The organism is Paucibacter sp. PLA-PC-4 (assembly GCF_026241155.1).
Taxonomy (GTDB): Bacteria; Pseudomonadota; Gammaproteobacteria; order Burkholderiales; family Burkholderiaceae_C; genus Roseateles_E.
In genome coordinates this window covers 103,172-120,138 of the sequence record NZ_JAPFGP010000005.1, presented here as the reverse complement: position 1 = coordinate 120,138, position 16,967 = coordinate 103,172, and the positions used below count along the sequence as shown (strand labels likewise).

Here is a 16,967-nt window from a genome sequence, read left to right as displayed (position 1 = left end):
CAATCTGGAAACCTGCGATCTGCCATCATAGGCGCCTGACCTGCCTGGAGAATGCCGCGAATGCCTAGTTTGATGACCCGCCCGCGCCGTCTGGCCGCAGCCTTGGCGGCCGCCCTGATGCTGCTGCCGGGCCTGCCCGCAAGGGCCCAGGTCAATCTGCCGGCCCTGGGCGACTCGGTGTCGCAAGACCTGGACGTCAATGACGAGCGCCGCATCGGCGACCAGATCATGCGGCAGATCCGCATCGATCCCGACTATCTCGACGATCCGCTGCTGCTTGAGTACGTGCAGTCGCTGTGGACTCCCTTGGTGAACTCGGCCAAGCAATTGGGCCAGATCGGTGACGACACGCAGCAGCGCTTCGCCTGGGACATCTTTCTGGTGCGCGACCGCAGCGTCAACGCCTTCGCACTGCCCGGCGGTTTTGTCGGCACCCATCTGGGCCTGATCGCGATCACAAGCGCGCCCGATGAACTGGCCTCGGTGCTCGGCCATGAGCTGGCCCACATCACCCAGCGCCATATCGCGCGGCGCATCGCCGGCGACTCGCGCAACAGCCTCTTGGCCACCGCAGGCCTGATCGCCGGCCTGCTGGTGGCGTCGCGCTCGGGCAGCCCCGATGCGGCTCAGGCCGCCATCGTCGGCAGCCAGGCTGCTGCGGCCGCCGCTTCGCTGAGCTTCTCGCGCGATATGGAGCGCGAGGCCGACCGGGTCGGCTTCAATTTCATGACCCACGCCGGCTATGCGCCCTCGGGCATGGCCAGCATGTTCGAGCGGATGGAGCAGGCCTACCACCTGATGGATGCTGGCAACTACCCCTATCTGCGCTCCCACCCGCTGACCAGCGAACGCATCGGCGAAGCGCGCGCGCGCCTGGGCACCGGCGCGATGGAGCGACCGCATGGCTTGGCCCTGCATGCGCTGATGGCGGCGCGTTCGAGGGTGCTGATGGACCCGCGCGCCGAGACCTGGACCAAGCTGCAGGAGCTCGACGCCGGCGTGCGCGACAGTCGCGGCGGCACGGCCGGCAACGGTTTCGAGCAGCTTGGCGCGCGCTATGCCAGCGCGCTGGCGTCGATCAAGATGCGCAACTACGGCCGCGCCGACAGCGCGCTGCGCAGCGCCGAGCTGCTGCTTCAGATGATGGGCAGCGACCCACGCTCGGCCCGTGTGCTGACTTTGGCGCGCGCCGAGCTGGCGCAGGCGCGCGAGCAGGGCGAGGCCGGCTTCGCCGCGCTGGTGCCGCTGGCGCAGGACCGTTCGCGCGTGCTGCTGATCCAGCGCGCCCAATTGGCCTTGGTGGACACGCGCCTGCAATCGGCGCGCGAGGCGGCCGACACCTTGCAGACCCATGTCAGTCTGAATCCCAACGACGCCCAGGCCTGGGCGCTGCTGGCCCAGCTCTGGCAGCGCCTCGATCAGCCGCTGCGCGCGGTGCGCGCCCTGGGCGAAACGCGGGCGGCGGCCGGCGACCTCAATGGCGCGATCGATCGGTTGCGCTCGGGCCTGAATCAGTCGAGGAGCCGCAGCGCCGACCAGATCGAGGCTGCGGTCATAGATGCGCGCTTGCGCCAGCTGCTCTACGAGCGCCGCCAGCTGCTCAGCGAAATGTATCGCGGCAATGTGCCGCCGGGTGCCGAGCTGCCCAACCTGCAGGCACGACCGCTGACACCCCGGCTGGCGGTCCCCTGACGCGGGCGGCTCAGTGCTGGGTCACGCCGCTGGCCTCAGCGCAGATGGCCCAGATGCGGATCGCGCGGTTGTCGCCGCTATGGTTGCGCAGATTGCACTGGTAAACCTGGGTCGAGTAGTCGGGCCGCGGGCCGGCATAGTTCACATTGATCTCGTCCTGGGCGCTGTTGTTGTCGCGGTGGCCGCAACCACCTCCGACCAGGCGGGTATTGCCCGGGCAGACCGCCGAGTAGCCGGACCAGGTATTGCCAGCTAGCGTATGGGTTTGGCTGACATAGTGCAGATGCATCGGTCCGGCCGGCCCCTGATTGCCTTGCGGCCCCTGCGGGCCGGCCGGGCCTGTCAAACCGGTGAAGCCGCGCGGCCCTTGCGGGCCCTGGATGCCCTGAGCGCCCGGCACACCGGGCGGGCCCTGCAGGCCCTGGACCCCTTGCGGCCCCTGGTCGGCCAGGGTCAGATCCAGCCGGGCCACATGGGCGGTGCCGGTGTTCTCCTTGCTGTCGAAGAAAGCCACGGCGCCCGGGCTGTTCAGCGCGGGCTGCAGCTGCAGGCCATAGTTGCTGGCGGGGTTGCTGATCCAGCCCTTGACGATCTTGCTGATGTCGACGCTGAGGAACTGCTGGGCCTTGGCGACCGCAAAGCTCTGGCCGCTGCCGGCGCCGCCGTTGACTGGGGCGGCCGCGTGGCTGACACCGGCTTCGTCCCAGGGCGCGTAGACACTCAGCAGTTCCAGCGTGCCCGGGGTGCCGACGCGGTTGACGTAGAGCAGCAGATTGGCTTTGATCAGCTTTGCCGCCGTCATGCCATTGGGCAGGCCGCTCAGATCAAAGCGCAGCAAGGCGCTGGCGCCGCCGCCGACGTTGAGTGTCGGCAGGGCTCCGAAGTTTTGCGCCGGCAGGCCGGCGTTGATGTGCGTGTCGGCCATCAGCGGCGCTTCGAGCGCGGCCGCCGGCAGGGCCAGGCCCAGAAAGGCGGCGCCGGCCAGGCGGCGGCGCCATGCCAGCAGGCCCAGACCGCCCAGCATCAGCGCGCAGGTCCCTGGTTCGGGCACGACATTGGCGTGTAAGCTGAAGGCCCAGGCGCCGCTGCGTGGGCTGCCATCGACATTGATGAAGCGTTGCTCGCTGCCCAGATAGCTCAGTCCGGTGTAGTCGGGCTGGCCACTCATCAGATAGCCATCGTCCCAGGTAGGCCCCAGCGGGGTATTGCCGTCCTGCGACAGCACCAGCCGGTAGCTACCGGCCGTCAGGCTGACCGCAAAGCGGGCGTCCCAGCAAAAGCCGCTGACCGGATCGCCGGCCTCGCTGGGGCCGCAGCTGTTCTGGCTGCCGCTGGCCAGCGCCAGCAGCTCGCCGCTGGCCAGATTAAACAGCGACAGCACCGGCGCGAAACCGCCTCGCAGCCAGGAGCTGCTGAAGGCCTGTACCGGCTCGGTCGCAGCCAAGGTGAACTGAGTGACGAAGAGCTGGTCGTCGGTGGTGAATGTGCCCTGGTAGTCCAGCCCGGCGGCGTCGGCCGCCAGGCTCAGGGTGAGGGCGCCTAGGCCCAGGAGGTACTTGCGCAACATGCCGATCTCCGGGTCGAACGCAGACATTGCGTCCTTCTCCTCGGATCAGACGTTTTTGCGCCGCTGCCGGCGCCATCGATTCTGGGGGGGGGTCAGTCGCGCCCGGGGAACAGGCGCTCGATCAGCACATCGATCAGCATGCCGCACAGGCTGTAGATCAGCGAGCCGATCAGCGCGGCCCAGAAACCGGTGACTCTCAGGCCGTCGAGCACCGAAGCGGCAGCCCAGAACATCAACGCATTGATGATGAACAGGAACAGCCCCAAGGTGATCACGGTGACCGGCAGTGTCAGCAGCACCAGGATGGGTCGCAGCAAGGTGTTCAGCAGGCCCAGCACCAGGGCCGCGATCAGGGCGGCGCCATAGCTGGTGACGACCACACCGGGGTAGAGGGCGGCCACCAGCAGCAGGGCGCCCGCCAACAAGAACCATCGCGTCAGGGTTTTCATGCCGCTTAGCATACAAGCCAGCGATGACGCGGCAGTGTTTCACGAATCGGGTCTTTCCCCTGGGGGCTTGCCCATTGATTTGGCGCAAACCCTGGCATACTCGTGGCTAACCGAAAGGGGAGTAGCTACACGACACTTTGTCGTGGCGGCCGTCCGTCATTACGTTGCCAGCGCCCGCTGGCATCCGGATCCCGCAGCTGGTGGATGTGTCCCCCACATCCGCGTCCCGCCCCGCAAGACCTTTCGGCCCGTTGCTTCATCAACCCATTTATCTTGCGGGAGTCTCTGCATGAGCTCGATTGCGCCCCTGTGGCTATGGATTTTCTTTGCCGGCTCGGTGCTGGTGGCCTTGTTCGTCGATTTCGTCGTGCTGCGCAAGCAGGGCGCGCACGAGGTCAGCGTCAAGGAAGCGATCAACTGGTCGCTGGTCTGGGTAGCCCTGAGTTTGGCCTTCAACGGCCTGTTCTGGTGGGCCGTCAAGGACAGCACCGGAGATGCCGATCTGGCCACGACCAAATCGCTGGAATTCCTGACCGGCTATCTGATCGAGAAGTCGCTGGCGGTGGACAACATCTTTGTCTTCCTGATGATCTTCACCTACTTCTCGGTGCCGCCGGCCTACCAGAAGCGGGTGCTGATGTACGGCATCATCGGCGCCATCGTGCTGCGCACCGTGATGATTCTGGTCGGCAGCTGGCTGATCGCGCAGTTCCACTGGGTGCTCTACGTCTTCGGCGCCTTCTTGCTGATCACCGGCATCAAGATGTGGTGGGCCGCCGGCCAGGAGCCTGATCTAGAGAGCAATCCGGCACTCAAGCTGCTGCGCCGCCTGATTCCGGTCAGCCAGGGTTTTGACGGCGAGCGCTTCTTCACGATGGAGAACGGCAAGCGCCTGGCCACGCCGTTGCTCTTGGTCATTGCGCTGGTGGGTGTCACCGACGTGATCTTCGCGGTCGACTCGATCCCGGCGATCTTCGCGATCACCAACGACCCCTTCATCGTGCTGACCTCCAATATCTTTGCCATCCTGGGTCTTCGAGCGATGTATTTCCTGCTGGCCGCGATGGCCGCCAAGTTCCATTTGCTGAGCTATGGCCTGGCTGTGGTGCTGGCCTTCATCGGCACGAAGATGATGCTGATCGACTTGATCAAGATCCCGGTGCTGGCCTCGCTGGGCGCGGTGGTAGCGATCTTGGCCGTGACCATGGTGCTGAGCCTGCGCACCGCGCCGAAGATCACGAGGACTGAGCAGGCCGGCGAGCGCTGAGCCTGCCGAACCCGGCGACCCGGACGGCGAGCGCCGTCTATTTCAAACAGCCCCCGGCGGTTCGCCCCGGGGGCTGTCGCATTTTGGGGACGGACGAGCCAGGATCTTGGTAGAAATGCCCATAAGTAATAGGAATAGTTCGCATTAATGTTACGATTCCGGCCGATCTCAATCCTTGCGCTCGCGCCTTTGCTGTGACTCAAGCCACTCTTGCCGCCCGACCCGGTGGCGTCCCGGAAGCGCCGCGCGCGGCAGCGGCTTTGCCGAAGCCTCAGATAGCCGCGCCAGCGCCGGTTGACGAGCTTGGCCCCACCGCGCGCCGTGTGCTGACCGGCGGCGTGCTGGCCGCCCATGTGCTCGGCGGCTGGGCCTTGCTGCAGGTTGATGCGGTGCGGCAGGCGGTGATTGAGGCCGCGCCCATCATGGTCAGCCTGATCGACGCGCCCGAGCCTGTGAAGCCCGCGCCGCCACCGCCGCCCAAGCCCCAGGTCCAGAAACCCCGACCGGCTCCGGCGCCGGTGATCGCGGCCGCGCCCAGCCCGGCCCCGGCGCCGCCCGCCTTCGTCGTGCCCGCCCCTGAGCCGGCACCGGCCCCGGTGGTGGCTGTCGCACCCGCGCCGCCGGCGCCGGCGGCACCGCCGGCCCAGGTTGCACCCGCCGTGCCCCGGCAGATTCCGCCCAGCGCGGTGCGCTATGTGGTCGAGCCGCGTCTGACCGTGCCGCTGCTGTCGCGCCGCTTGGGGGAGCAGGGTCTGGTGCATCTGCGCATCGTCGTCGATGCACGCGGCCAGCTGAAGGAGGCCTCGCTGAAGAAGTCCTCGGGCTTTGCCCGCATCGATCAGCAGGCCTTGCAAGACATCCGCACCGCCCGTTTCGCACCCTATCTCGACAACGGCCAGCCGGTCGAATGGGAAACCACCGCCTTGCTGTCCTACGAGCTGGACCGCTGAACCAGAACACCAAGAACCCTGACCATCATGGACGTCACCACCGCCGCCACCACCGTCACCTCCGCCCAGGCCATGGGCTTCGGTCACTTCATCACGCAGGCCGACTTCGTCGGCAAATTCCTCTTCGGGGTGCTTGTGCTGATGTCGGTCGCCTCCTGGGCACTGATCATCGCCAAGGGTCTGACCCAGTACCTGCGCAACAAGCGCAGCACCGGCTTTCTGGACTTCTTCTGGAACGCCCGCTCGCTGGACGCCGTGCAGGCGGAGCTGAACACCCATGGCGCGCGCGATCCCTTCTCGCATCTGAGCGCCCATGCGCTGCACGCCCAGGCTCATCATGCCCGCCATGGTTCGGCTCGCCTTGCCGAGGCCGGCACGGCCAATGACTTCATCACCCGTACCATTAAGAAGGTCCTCGACGAGGAGACCACGCGGCTGGAGTCGGGCCTGACCACATTGGCAACGATCGGCGCGACTGCCCCCTTCGTCGGCCTGTTCGGCACGGTCTGGGGTGTCTACCACGCGCTGCTGGCGATCGGCATGAGCGGCTCTGGCACGCTGGACAAGGTGGCTGGCCCTGTTGGCGAAGCGCTGATCATGACCGGCATCGGCCTGGCCGTCGCGATCCCTGCCGTGATGGCCTACAACGCCTTCAGTCGCAGCAACCGCGTGCTGTCGGCTAGGCTGGATGCCTTCGCCTACGAGCTGCACAGCTTCCTGACGCTGGGCGAGGCCCCCGGCGCCGCCGCCCAGGGCCAGGCCGCCAATGTGCGCCCGCTCAAGCCCGCCACCGCGTCCTGAGGAGCCCACGATGGCATTCGCTTCCTTTGACAACAAGCGCGGCGGCGGCCCGATGGCCGAGATCAATATGGTGCCGCTGATCGACGTGATGCTGGTGCTGCTGGTGATCTTTATCGTCACCGCGCCGCTCCTGACCCATGCGGTCAAGCTCGACTTACCCAAGGTCAGTTCGGCAGCCAACGAGCTGCAACCCGACAAGATCGAGTTTGCAATCGACGCCGCCGGCCAGCGCTTTTGGAACGGCGAGCCGGTCTCGCGCGAGGACGCGGCCCAGCGCTTTGCAGCCGAGGGCACCAAGTCGGTCCAGCCCGAAGTCCATCTGCGCGCTGATCAGAACGTCGCCTACCGCCTGGTCGCCGAAACCCTGGCCGACGCGTCTAAGGCCGGCCTGAGCAAGGTCGGCTTCGTCAGCGAGCCCGAGCGGCCCTAGCACCCCTTCCCGATTTCAAGAATAAGGCGGCCAAGCCATCGCCAGGCCGCCATGGGCAGCGCCTTGCCCACCCCTCATCAAACTGGAGAGTCTTCATGTCCCGCATCAAACACAAGGCCACTTTGCTCCCCTTGGGCGCCCTGGCCGCCGGCTTCGGTCTGGCCTCCGCCGCGATCGCTCAAACCCCGCCTGCCGAGCCGGTCAAGGCCGAGAGCGCCCTGCCCGTGGTGCGTGCCAAGGCCAGCGCCGAGCGCCCCGGCAAGGACGACTACCAAGCCACCGAGACCCGCATCGGCAAGGGCAAACAGCAGCTGCGCGACATTCCGCAGTCGGTGACCGTGATCACCGAGAAGCTGATCGATGACCGCAACCTCGACGACTTCCGCGATGTGCTGCGCTCAACCGCCGGTATCACCTTCCTGTCCGGCGAAACTGGCGAAGAGGACATCCGCCTGCGCGGCTTCTCGCTAAGCCAGGCCGGCGACATCTACGTTGACGGCATGCGCGACACCCAGATGACCGAGCGTGATACCTTCAACAACGACCGCGTCGAAGTGCTCAAAGGCTCGGCCTCGATGCTGTTCGGTAAGGGCTCGACCGGCGGCGTGGTCAACCAGGTCAACAAGCAAGCCCTGCTGATGAACCAGCATGAGGTCGACATGACCGTGGGCAGCGGCGAGGACCTGCGCCTGACCGGCGACTTCAACTTCAAGACCGGCGAGAGCTCGGCGCTGCGTATCAACGCCGTGCTGCAAGAAGCCGACAACTACGGCGCGAAGGTCTCCAAGCACGGCATCGCGCCGACGCTGCGCTGGGGGATCGGTGAGGCCGACGAGTTCTCGGCCAGCTTCTACCATCTGGAGTTCGACAATGTGCCTAGCTACAACCACCCTTGGTTCATCGTCAACGGCACGATCAAGCCCACCTTGCCGGCCAAGAACTTCTACGGCTTCTCCAGCGACTATCTGCGCGGCAACACCACCTACGCCACGCTGAGTCATACCCACCGCTTCGGTGACGGCGGCGAGCTGCGCACGACCTTCCGCCAGGGCCGCTACGAGCGCGAGCTGTGGGCCAGCGTGATTCGCTTCGGCAGCACCAACGGCGCTGCCACCACGCCGGCCAATCTGAGCAACGCCACCCTCGTCACCCGCGCGCCCAAGGGCCGTGTGGCGATCAGCGACATCACCACGCTGCAAAGCGACTACAGCAACAGCTTCAGCTGGGGCGGCATGCGCCATGAGCTGGTTACCGGTTTGGACTACAGCGACGAAGACGCCAAGCGCAACAACAACTTCGCCGGCACCGCCAGCCCGCTGACCAGCACGGTCGGCACGCCCAATGACGGCGCCAGCCGTCCCGACACCCGTGGCAATCCCGTGCTCAACAGCTTCGGCGCGCGCAATCTGGGCCTGTATCTGCAGGACATGGTCACCGTGGCGCCGGGTGTCAAGCTGCTGGGCGGCCTGCGCATGGACCGCTTCGAGGCCGAGTACAAGCTGCCCACCCGCAGCTTCTCGCGCTCGGACACGCTGTGGAGCCCGCGCGTCGGCGCGCTGTTCCAGCCCAATGAGTGGGCGTCTTACCATGTCTCGTTCGGCACCTCGTACAACACCGCCGGCGACACCTACCAGTTTGCACCCGGTGCACCCGGCAATGACCGCGCGGCCAACACCCCGGCCGAGAAGAGTCGCAACTTCGAACTGGGCGCCAAGTTCGATCTGTTCGCCGGCCGCATGACCCTGGGCACCGCGCTGTTCCGCACCGAGAAGTACAACGAGCGCAACACCGACCCCGACACCGCAGCGACTCAGGAGCTGCTGTCCGGCAAGCGCCACGCCACCGGCCTGGACCTGGACATCGCTGGCCGCATCACACCGAACTGGGAAGCCTTCGCCTCCTACACCTTCATTCCCAGCGCCAAGATCGACAAGAGCAATGTGGCACTGGCGGCTAATGGGGGCGGCTCGCAAGTTGCCGGTGACCGCCCGGGCCTGACGCCCAAGCACAGCGCCAGCCTCTGGACCACCTATCGGCTGACGCCGCAGATCCGCATTGGCGGCGGCCTGAACCACCGCAGCGAGCAAAATCCCGAGGGCGCGCGCAATGTCACGGCCGCCAGTTTCACGACGGTGGACCTGATGGGCGAGTACAGTTTTACCGAGAATCTGATCCTCAAGCTCAATATCGCCAACGCGACCGACAAGCTCTATGCCGATTCGCTGTACCGGGGCTTCTACATCCCCGGCGCACCGCGCACCGTGCAGCTGAGCATGAAGGCCAAGTTCTGACCCACCCATGCTGCTCCACCTGAAACAAGTCCTGACCGCCGACGAGTTGCGCGAGTCCCGTGCGACGTTAGCGGCGGCCGATTGGGTGGACGGCGCGGCGACGGCCGGTGTTCAGGCCGTGCAGGCCAAGCACAACGAACAGCTTGCGCAGGGCAGCGCCGCCGCCCAGGGCTTGCAGGCCCTGGTGCTGCGCGCGCTGCACCGCAATGCGCTGTTCTTCTCGGCCGCCCTGCCCAAGAAGATCTTCAATCCGCTGTTCAATCGCTATGGCGCCAGCGGCCAGCACTACGGCCGCCACGTTGACGGCGCCGTCATGCATTCGCGCGCCAATGGCGAGCGGGTGCGCTCCGATCTCAGCTGTACCTTGTTCCTGGCCGAGCCCGGCGAGTATGAAGGGGGTGAGCTGGTGGTCGAGCACAGCTTTGGCCAGCAGCGCATCAAGTTGCCGGCCGGCGACCTGCTGCTCTATCCGGGCAGCAGCGTGCACGAGGTCAGCCCTGTCACGGCCGGCGCCCGACTGGCCAGTTTCTTCTGGGTCGAGAGCATGGTGCGCAGCGAGTCGCAGCGCACCTTGCTCTACCAGATGGACATGAGTTTGATGCGGCTGCGCGCCGAGCATGGCGAGTCCGAGGCCACGCTGCAGCTGACCGGCGCGTATCACAACCTGCTGCGCATGTGGGCCGACACATGAGCGGCCCGCGTCGCGAGGCCTTGCCCGAGGGCATTGCCGGCCTCGCCGACTTCGAAGCCCATGCTCGAGCGCGTATCAGCGAGACGGCCTGGGCCTACTTCAGCGGCGGCGCTGCCGACGAGCTCAGCTTGCGCGCCAACCGCGCCGCTTGGAACGCGCTCCGTCTGCATCCCCGTGTGCTGCGTGAGCTGGCCGGCGGGCACACGCGCACCAGGCTGCTGGATCGCGAACTGCCGCACCCTATCTTGCTCGCGCCGATCGCCTATCAGCAGCTGGCTCACGCCGACGGCGAGATCGCCAGCGCCTATGCGGCGGCCGCCCAGGATGCCGGCCTGATCCTGAGCGCGCAGTCGAGCACGGCGCTGGAGGCGGTGGCCCAAGCGATGGCCGGCGGCGCCGGCCCTCTATGGTTTCAGCTCTATATCCAGCCGGATCGCGGCTTCACGCGAGAACTTGTGCAGCGCGCCGAAGCCGCCGGCTTTCAGGCTCTGGTGCTGACGGTGGACGCGCCGGTTCAGGGCGCGCGCGACCGCGAACGCCGCGCCGGCTTCAAGCTGCCCGCCCATATCAGCGCGGTCAATCTGGCCGGCGCGACACCGCCCGCCCGAGCACCACTGGGCAACGGACAGAGCGCCTTGTTTGACGGCCTGCTGAGCACGGCCGCGAGCTGGCGCGATGTCGAATGGTTGCGCGGGATCACGCGTTTGCCGCTGTTGCTCAAGGGAGTTCAGCATGCCGATGACGCTCGCCAGGCGATGGATCTGGGTGCGGCCGGCCTGGTGGTCTCCAACCATGGCGGACGCACGCTGGACACGGTAGCGGCCACTGCCGAACTATTGCCCTACCTGGCCGACGCCTTGCGCGCGCGCCCCGGCCCGCGCGCAAGCCTGCTGGTCGACGGAGGCATCCACCGCGGCACCGACGTGCTGAAGGCAATCGCGCTGGGGGCCGATGCGGTGCTGCTGGGCAGACCTTATGTGCATGCGCTAGCCACCGCCGGCGCGCTCGGTGTGGCACATGCGCTGCGCCTGTTGCGCGACGAGCTGGAGATCGCGATGGCCTTGTGCGGCTGCAAGCAGCTCAGCGAGGCAGGGCCGCATTTGCTCTGGCAAACACGTCTGTGAGCCGCATCTGATGCGAGGCCGCGACAAACATCGCGCTATTCCTTGCGACTTGGGGCATTCCTTCCCTAGTAAAGCCTTCTCAATGCGCTAGGCGCGCAGTACCATTGCCCTCGCTCGGTGCTAGAGAGAATTGAAGGCTCACGCGGTCTTCACCCTGACCCGGCACATCAACCAAACCCTTGATGGAGAGAATCGAAATGGCAACTGCGAAGAAGGCCGCGCCCGCTAAGGCACCCGCCAAAAAAGCGGCTCCGGCCAAGAAGGCTGCTCCGGCAGCCAAGAAGGCGGCGCCAGCCAAGAAGGCCGCCGCCCCGGCAAAGAAAGCAGCTCCTGTTAAGAAGGCTGCCGCGCCGGCAAAGAAGCGCACTCCCAACGCCGCCTTCATGAAGGCACTGACCCCCAGCGCTGCGCTGGCGGCCATCGTCGGCGCAGCACCGCTGCCGCGCACCGATGTGACCAAGAAGGTTTGGGAGTACATCAAGAAGAACAATCTGCAGGACGCTGTGCAGAAGCGCATCATCGTCGCCGATGCCAAGCTGAAGGAAATCTTCGGCAAGGCCAAGGCCGATATGTTTGAGATGACGAAGCTGATCAACAGCCATCTGAAGTGAGACGTCGGCGCCTCGCGGCGTCGCGTCATGCATCAGGCCCGGTATCCCCGGGCCTTTTTACTGGCTTACTGCCGCCCGACTGGGTCGAGTTCGTGCAGGGCCTGGGCCAACTGCGTCACATCGATGGGCTTGAGCCAGTAAGCCATGAAGCCGGCCTCCAGCGCGCAGGCGATCTGCTCCGGCAAGGCGTCGGCCGAGAGCGCCACGCAGGGCAGCAGCTGCGCATGCGACGTCTCGGCGCGCAGCCGCGCCAGCAGCTCCAGCCCGTTCATATCGGGCAGGTTCATGTCGACGAGCAACAAATCCGGCCGGCACTCGCGCATCGCGTGCAAGGCCTGAGCGCCGTCCTCAACACAGTCCAGGCTCCAGCCCGGCAGACGCCGAAACACCTCTTCCATCAACACGATGTTGATGCGGTCGTCTTCGACGTAGAGCACATGGCGCGAGAGCGCGGTTTCTGGCATGGGGACGCTGGTGGATCGGGGACGGCGCAGGGTAGCAGCGAATCGGCGTGTCAGGCCGGCGTCTGGAGGCGGCGCTCCAGAAAATCGAGCCGGTCCTGGCCCCAAAAAATCTCGCCATCGAGCACATAGCTGGGCGCACCGAACACGCCGGCGTCGATCGCCTGCTGGGTATGGGCGGCATAGCGCGTCTGCACGGCCGCGTCTTCAGCATCGGCCAAGCGCTGTGCCGCCAGGCCTTGCTCGGCCAGCAATTGGGCCAGCACCGCCGTGTCGGCAATGTCGCGCTGCTCGGCCCAGACAGCGCTCATCACGGCGCCGGCCAGGCGCAGCGCAGCCTTGCTGCCATCATGCAGGTCCACCGCAATGATCAGGCGCGCGGCCGCATCGCCGGAGACCGGAAAAAAGCGCGGCTGAAGATTCAGCGGCAGTCCCAACCAGCTGCTGAAGCGCTGCAACTCGACCAGGCGATAGGCCTGCCGCTGCGGCGCCCGCTTGGCCAGCGGCAGGCCGCCCGAAACCGGAAACACGCCGCCCAGATCGACCGGCAATACGCGAACCTGGGCGCCCGCGCGCGACAGCAGCTCACACAAACGGGCGTGGCCCAGATAGGTCCAAGGGGATTGCGGGGCGAAGTAGTAGTCGATCGTGCGGGGCATGGCGTCTCCTGAGCTGCGCGCAGTCTAGTACACGGCGCGGTGCTGTGCGAAGCGTGACTTATGCCGCAGGCGCGCTCCCCCGGCTGAGGGGGGCTTGTCGGCAGGGGCACCACAGCCCCCCACATAAAATTCAAACATCGTCAAACGCTTGGCGACCAGCGGACGCGCTGGCAGACCAAGCCAACAAGATGCCCGCCCCACGGGCTGATAAGGGAATAGGTCCATGTCCATACTCGTCACCATGGCGCTTGCTGCGTCGGGCGCAACTTTGCCCCAATGCTCCTGGGATAAGCCGGGGGTGAACCCCTTCATGGGCGATGTGGTCGCTGCCGTGGATCGTTACCAGGATATCCCCGCGGCCACCCGTGCCAAGCTGAAGGCGCGCATGCAAAAGCGCAGCTACGACGAGATGGTCACGATCACGCGCGAGTCGATCAATGGGCAGGCCGAGTACAGCCCGCAGATCAGCGCCATGCATTTCGGCCAGGGCAGCGTCTGCGCCAGCGTGACCCGCGCCCGCTGGACCGACCAGATGACCGAGCGCGGCCTGGTCTATTGCGAGGACGGCGAGTGCATCTTGGTGCCCACGGTCTGCCGCAATGTCAGCCGCATCAAGCGCACCAAGCAGGCGGCCGCACCGGCCGCCGCCACCAATGTGGCGTCCTCGACCCGAGAAGGCGAAGACCCGCAGGCCCTGCTCGAGATGGAACCTACCGGCGCCGGTGTGCCGGGCGGCGGCGCGCCTGCGTCCGTAGCAGGCAGCGAGCCGAGTTTCTCTCAGGTCGCCGCCGTGCCCAGCGGCCAGACGGTGGCCGCCGGTCCCGGTCTGCCGGGAAGCTTCACCGGTGGCGGCCTGACACCGCCGCCCGGCGGCGGACTTGGTGGCATCCCGCCGCTGCCGCCCGGCGTGAGCACACCGGTGCCCGAGCCCGAGACCTGGGCGCTGATGCTGGCCGGCCTGGCTGCGGTCGGCTGGGTGACCCGCCGCCGCCGCACCTGAGTCCGGTTTCAGCGCTTCTTGGGAAGCAGCGCCTTCAGATAGCGTCCGGTATGGCTGCCCTGATGGGCGGCCAGGTCCTCCGGCGTGCCGGCCAGCAAGAGCTGACCACCACCCGAGCCGCCCTCGGGTCCCATATCGATCAGCCAGTCGGCGGTCTTGATCACATCGAGGTTGTGCTCGATCACGACGATGGTGTTGCCGGCGTCGCGCAACTGGTGCAACACCTTCAGCAGCAGCGCGATATCAGCGAAATGCAGGCCGGTGGTCGGCTCGTCGAGGATGTAGAGCGTGCGCCCCGTGTCGCGCTTCGATAGTTCCAGTGCAAGCTTGACCCGCTGCGCCTCTCCGCCCGACAAGGTGGTCGCGCTCTGGCCCAGCTTCACATAGCCCAGGCCCACGTCCAGCAGGGTCTGCAGCTTGCGCGCCAGCGTCGGCACCGCGCTGAAGAACTGGTGCGCATCCTCGATGGTCATGCCCAGAACCTGGGTGATGTTCTTGCCCTTGTAGAGCACCTCCAGGGTCTCGCGGTTGTAGCGCTTGCCGTGGCAGACATCGCAGGGCACGTAGACGTCTGGCAGGAAGTGCATCTCGACCTTTAGAACGCCGTCGCCTTGGCAGGCCTCGCAGCGGCCGCCGGCCACGTTGAAGCTGAAACGCCCGGGTCCGTAGCCACGCTCGCGCGCGGTGTTCATCTCGGCGAACAGCTCGCGGATCGGCGTGAACAGGCCTGTGTAGGTGGCCGGGTTGCTGCGTGGCGTGCGGCCGATGGGGCTCTGGTCCACATTGATGACCTTATCGAATGCGTCCAGGCCCTCGATCTCGTCGTGCGGGGCCGGGTCCTGATGGCTCTGGTAGAGCTTCTTGGCCACGGCTGCATAGAGCGTGTCGTTGACCAGCGTGCTCTTGCCCGAGCCCGAGACACCAGTCACGCAGGTCAGCAGGCCTACCGGGATCTCGACCGTCACACCCTGCAGATTGTTGCCACGCGCGTTGACGATCTTCAGCGACCGCGGCTCGGTCTGATCGGCCAGCGAGTGGCGCTTGGGCGGCACCTCGATGCGCTCGGCCCCGCTTAGATAGCGGCCGGTCAGCGAGTCCGGATTCGCCGCCACCTCGGCGGGCGTGCCCTGGGCCATCACGCGGCCGCCGTGCACACCGGCGCCGGGGCCGAGGTCCAGCACATAGTCGGCCGCGCGGATCGCGTCCTCGTCATGCTCGACCACCAGCACCGAGTTGCCGAGATCGCGCAGGTGGCGCAGCGTGGCGATCAGCCGGTCGTTGTCGCGCTGGTGCAGGCCGATGCTGGGCTCGTCCAGCACATACATCACGCCGGTCAGGCCCGAGCCGATCTGCGAAGCCAGGCGGATGCGCTGAGCCTCGCCGCCGGACAAGGTGTCGGCGCTGCGATCCAGGCTCAGATAGTTCAGGCCCACATCGTTGAGGAAGCGCAGCCGCGAGCTGATCTCGCGCACCACCTTGTCGCCGATATCGGCCTTGGCACCCTTGAGCTTCAGGCCCTCGAAGTAGTGCAGGCAGTCGCGCAAGGTCGCATGCTCGACCTCGTAAATCGGCTTTCCCTTGAAGCCCTCGGGCGCATCGGCGGGCTGCAGCACCACATGCCGGGCCTCGCGCCGCAGGCGGGAGCCTTCGCAATGCGGGCAGGGCTTGGCCGCCATATAGCGGGCCAGGTCCTCGCGCACTGCGCTGGAGTCGGTTTCCTTGAAGCGCCGCTCCAGGTTGGGCAGGATGCCCTCGAAGGCGTGCGCGCGCTTGACCGAGCGTTTCTTGCCATTGGCGCTCTCGGCCTCGTAGACAAAGCTGATCTCGTCGGTTCCGGAGCCGCGCAGCAGCACCTGGCGCGCCATCTCGGGCAGCTCCTCGAAGGGCAGCTCGATGTCAAAGCCGTAGTGCTTTGCCACGCTCTCCAGCATCGAGAAGGTATAGGCGTTGCGGCGGTCCCAGCCCTTGACCGCACCGCTGGCCAGACTCAGCGTTGGGAACGCGACAACGCGGTCCGGGTCGAAGGCGGTGACCTGGCCCAGGCCTTCGCAGCTGGGGCAGGCGCCGACTGGCGAATTGAACGAAAACAGCCGCGGCTCCAGCTCGGGCAGCGAGTAGCTGCAGATCGGGCAGGCGAACTTGCTGGAGAAGATGGTCTCGGCGCCGGTGTCCATATTCAGTACCAGGGCACGGCCCTCAGCCAGCCGCAGCGCCGCCTCGAAGCTCTCGGCCAGGCGCTGGCGCAGGCTGTCGGCGCCGTCGGCCTTGAGCTTGACGCGGTCGACAACCACATCGATATCGTGCTTCTCGGCCTTCTTCAGCGCAGGCAGATCGGGTGCCTCGACCGTCGCGCCGTCGATGCGAAAGCGCACATAGCCCTGGGCCTGCAACGCCTCGAACAGATCGAGAAACTCACCCTTGCGGTCGCGTGCCACCGGCGCCAGTAGCAGCAGCTTGCTCTCCTCAGGCATGGACAGCACCGCGTCGACCATCTGGCTGACGCTTTGCGCCTCCAGTGGCAGGTGATGGTCGGGACAGAAGGGCGTGCCCGCGCGGGCGTAGAGCAGGCGCAGGTAGTCGTGGATCTCGGTGACTGTGCCGACGGTGGAGCGCGGGTTGTGGCTGGTGGCCTTTTGCTCGATCGAGATCGCTGGCGACAGGCCTTCGATCACATCGACATCGGGCTTATCCATCAGTTGCAGGAACTGCCGCGCATAGGCAGACAGGCTCTCGACATAGCGGCGCTGACCCTCGGCATACAGCGTGTCGAAAGCCAGGCTGGACTTGCCCGAGCCAGACAGGCCCGTGATCACTACCAGCTGGTTGCGCGGCAGATCCACATCGATGTTCTTCAGATTGTGGGTGCGCGCGCCACGCACGCGGATCATCGCGGCTTCGGCGACGGGAGGGCGGCGTGGCAAGTCGCTGGAATGGTCGTCGGACATGGAAGCTGGGGGACGAGGTGGCTGACGGA

The 16,967-nt window shown here is 66.4% G+C and carries 15 protein-coding genes; 10 read left to right on the top strand and 5 right to left on the bottom strand.

The annotated features are described in order from the left end of the window. Positions 1 to 60 precede the first annotated feature (60 nt). Positions 61 to 1,692 (top strand): M48 family metalloprotease, encoded by a 1,632-nt coding sequence (locus tag OOZ63_RS09635; RefSeq protein ID WP_266005229.1) that lies wholly within the window; start codon positions 61 to 63, stop codon positions 1,690 to 1,692. Between the two features lie 10 nt (positions 1,693 to 1,702). On the opposite strand, the gene OOZ63_RS09630 is transcribed toward OOZ63_RS09635, so the two are convergent. Further along, positions 1,703 to 3,286: a DVUA0089 family protein gene (locus OOZ63_RS09630; protein ID WP_266005228.1), complete on the bottom strand. Its 1,584-nt coding sequence runs from the start codon at positions 3,284 to 3,286 to the stop codon at positions 1,703 to 1,705. 65 nt (positions 3,287 to 3,351) lie between these two features. Further along, complete coding sequence (locus OOZ63_RS09625; protein WP_266005227.1) at positions 3,352 to 3,708, bottom strand: phage holin family protein; 357 nt, start codon at positions 3,706 to 3,708, stop codon at positions 3,352 to 3,354. A gap of 289 nt (positions 3,709 to 3,997) precedes the next feature. Here OOZ63_RS09625 and OOZ63_RS09620 point away from each other — a divergent pair, with 289 nt between their 5' ends. The 8 genes from OOZ63_RS09620 (at position 3,998) to OOZ63_RS09585 (ending at position 11,873) form a co-directional block, all read left to right on the top strand. Beyond that, positions 3,998 to 4,975: a TerC family protein gene (locus tag OOZ63_RS09620; RefSeq protein ID WP_266005226.1), complete on the top strand. Its 978-nt coding sequence runs from the start codon at positions 3,998 to 4,000 to the stop codon at positions 4,973 to 4,975. Positions 4,976 to 5,235: 260 nt separating this feature from the next. After that, positions 5,236 to 5,925: an energy transducer TonB gene (locus tag OOZ63_RS09615; RefSeq protein ID WP_266005225.1), complete on the top strand. Its 690-nt coding sequence runs from the start codon at positions 5,236 to 5,238 to the stop codon at positions 5,923 to 5,925. A 27-nt stretch (positions 5,926 to 5,952) separates the two neighbouring features. Next, positions 5,953 to 6,726 carry a MotA/TolQ/ExbB proton channel family protein gene (locus OOZ63_RS09610; RefSeq protein ID WP_266005224.1) on the top strand — a complete coding sequence of 258 codons (774 nt, stop codon included), beginning with the start codon at positions 5,953 to 5,955 and terminating at the stop codon, positions 6,724 to 6,726. Positions 6,727 to 6,736: 10 nt separating this feature from the next. Then, on the top strand, positions 6,737 to 7,156 hold the full coding sequence (locus OOZ63_RS09605; protein ID WP_266005223.1) for an ExbD/TolR family protein: 420 nt from the start codon (positions 6,737 to 6,739) through the stop codon (positions 7,154 to 7,156). Between the two features lie 95 nt (positions 7,157 to 7,251). Beyond that, the gene (locus tag OOZ63_RS09600; RefSeq protein ID WP_266005222.1) at positions 7,252 to 9,447 is read left to right on the top strand and encodes a TonB-dependent receptor; all 2,196 of its coding nucleotides are present in this window, start codon (positions 7,252 to 7,254) and stop codon (positions 9,445 to 9,447) included. Positions 9,448 to 9,454: 7 nt separating this feature from the next. Beyond that, complete coding sequence (locus tag OOZ63_RS09595; RefSeq protein ID WP_266005220.1) at positions 9,455 to 10,138, top strand: Fe2+-dependent dioxygenase; 684 nt, start codon at positions 9,455 to 9,457, stop codon at positions 10,136 to 10,138. Continuing rightward, positions 10,135 to 11,262, top strand: coding sequence for an alpha-hydroxy acid oxidase (locus tag OOZ63_RS09590; RefSeq protein WP_266005219.1), 1,128 nt, complete (start codon positions 10,135 to 10,137; stop codon positions 11,260 to 11,262). Before OOZ63_RS09595 ends, OOZ63_RS09590 begins: the two co-directional genes overlap by 4 nt. Positions 11,263 to 11,459: 197 nt before the next feature. Beyond that, positions 11,460 to 11,873, top strand: a complete 414-nt coding sequence (locus OOZ63_RS09585) for an SWIB/MDM2 domain-containing protein (protein WP_266005217.1) — start codon at positions 11,460 to 11,462, stop codon at positions 11,871 to 11,873. 65 nt (positions 11,874 to 11,938) lie between these two features. On the opposite strand, the gene OOZ63_RS09580 is transcribed toward OOZ63_RS09585, so the two are convergent. Together OOZ63_RS09580 and OOZ63_RS09575 are read right to left on the bottom strand one after the other, a co-directional pair. Then, positions 11,939 to 12,337: a response regulator gene (locus tag OOZ63_RS09580; RefSeq protein WP_266005215.1), complete on the bottom strand. Its 399-nt coding sequence runs from the start codon at positions 12,335 to 12,337 to the stop codon at positions 11,939 to 11,941. Between the two features lie 50 nt (positions 12,338 to 12,387). Continuing rightward, the gene (locus OOZ63_RS09575; RefSeq protein WP_266005214.1) at positions 12,388 to 12,993 is read right to left on the bottom strand and encodes a 2-hydroxychromene-2-carboxylate isomerase; all 606 of its coding nucleotides are present in this window, start codon (positions 12,991 to 12,993) and stop codon (positions 12,388 to 12,390) included. A 223-nt stretch (positions 12,994 to 13,216) separates the two neighbouring features. Between OOZ63_RS09575 and OOZ63_RS09570 the strand changes: the two genes are divergently transcribed. Beyond that, positions 13,217 to 13,993, top strand: a complete 777-nt coding sequence (locus OOZ63_RS09570) for an MHFG family PEP-CTERM protein (protein WP_266005213.1) — start codon at positions 13,217 to 13,219, stop codon at positions 13,991 to 13,993. Between the two features lie 8 nt (positions 13,994 to 14,001). Here the strand turns inward: OOZ63_RS09570 and uvrA are convergent, their stop codons facing one another. After that, on the bottom strand, positions 14,002 to 16,938 hold the full coding sequence (gene uvrA, locus OOZ63_RS09565; RefSeq protein ID WP_416234714.1) for an excinuclease ABC subunit UvrA: 2,937 nt from the start codon (positions 16,936 to 16,938) through the stop codon (positions 14,002 to 14,004). Between the last annotated feature and the right edge of the window lie 29 nt (positions 16,939 to 16,967).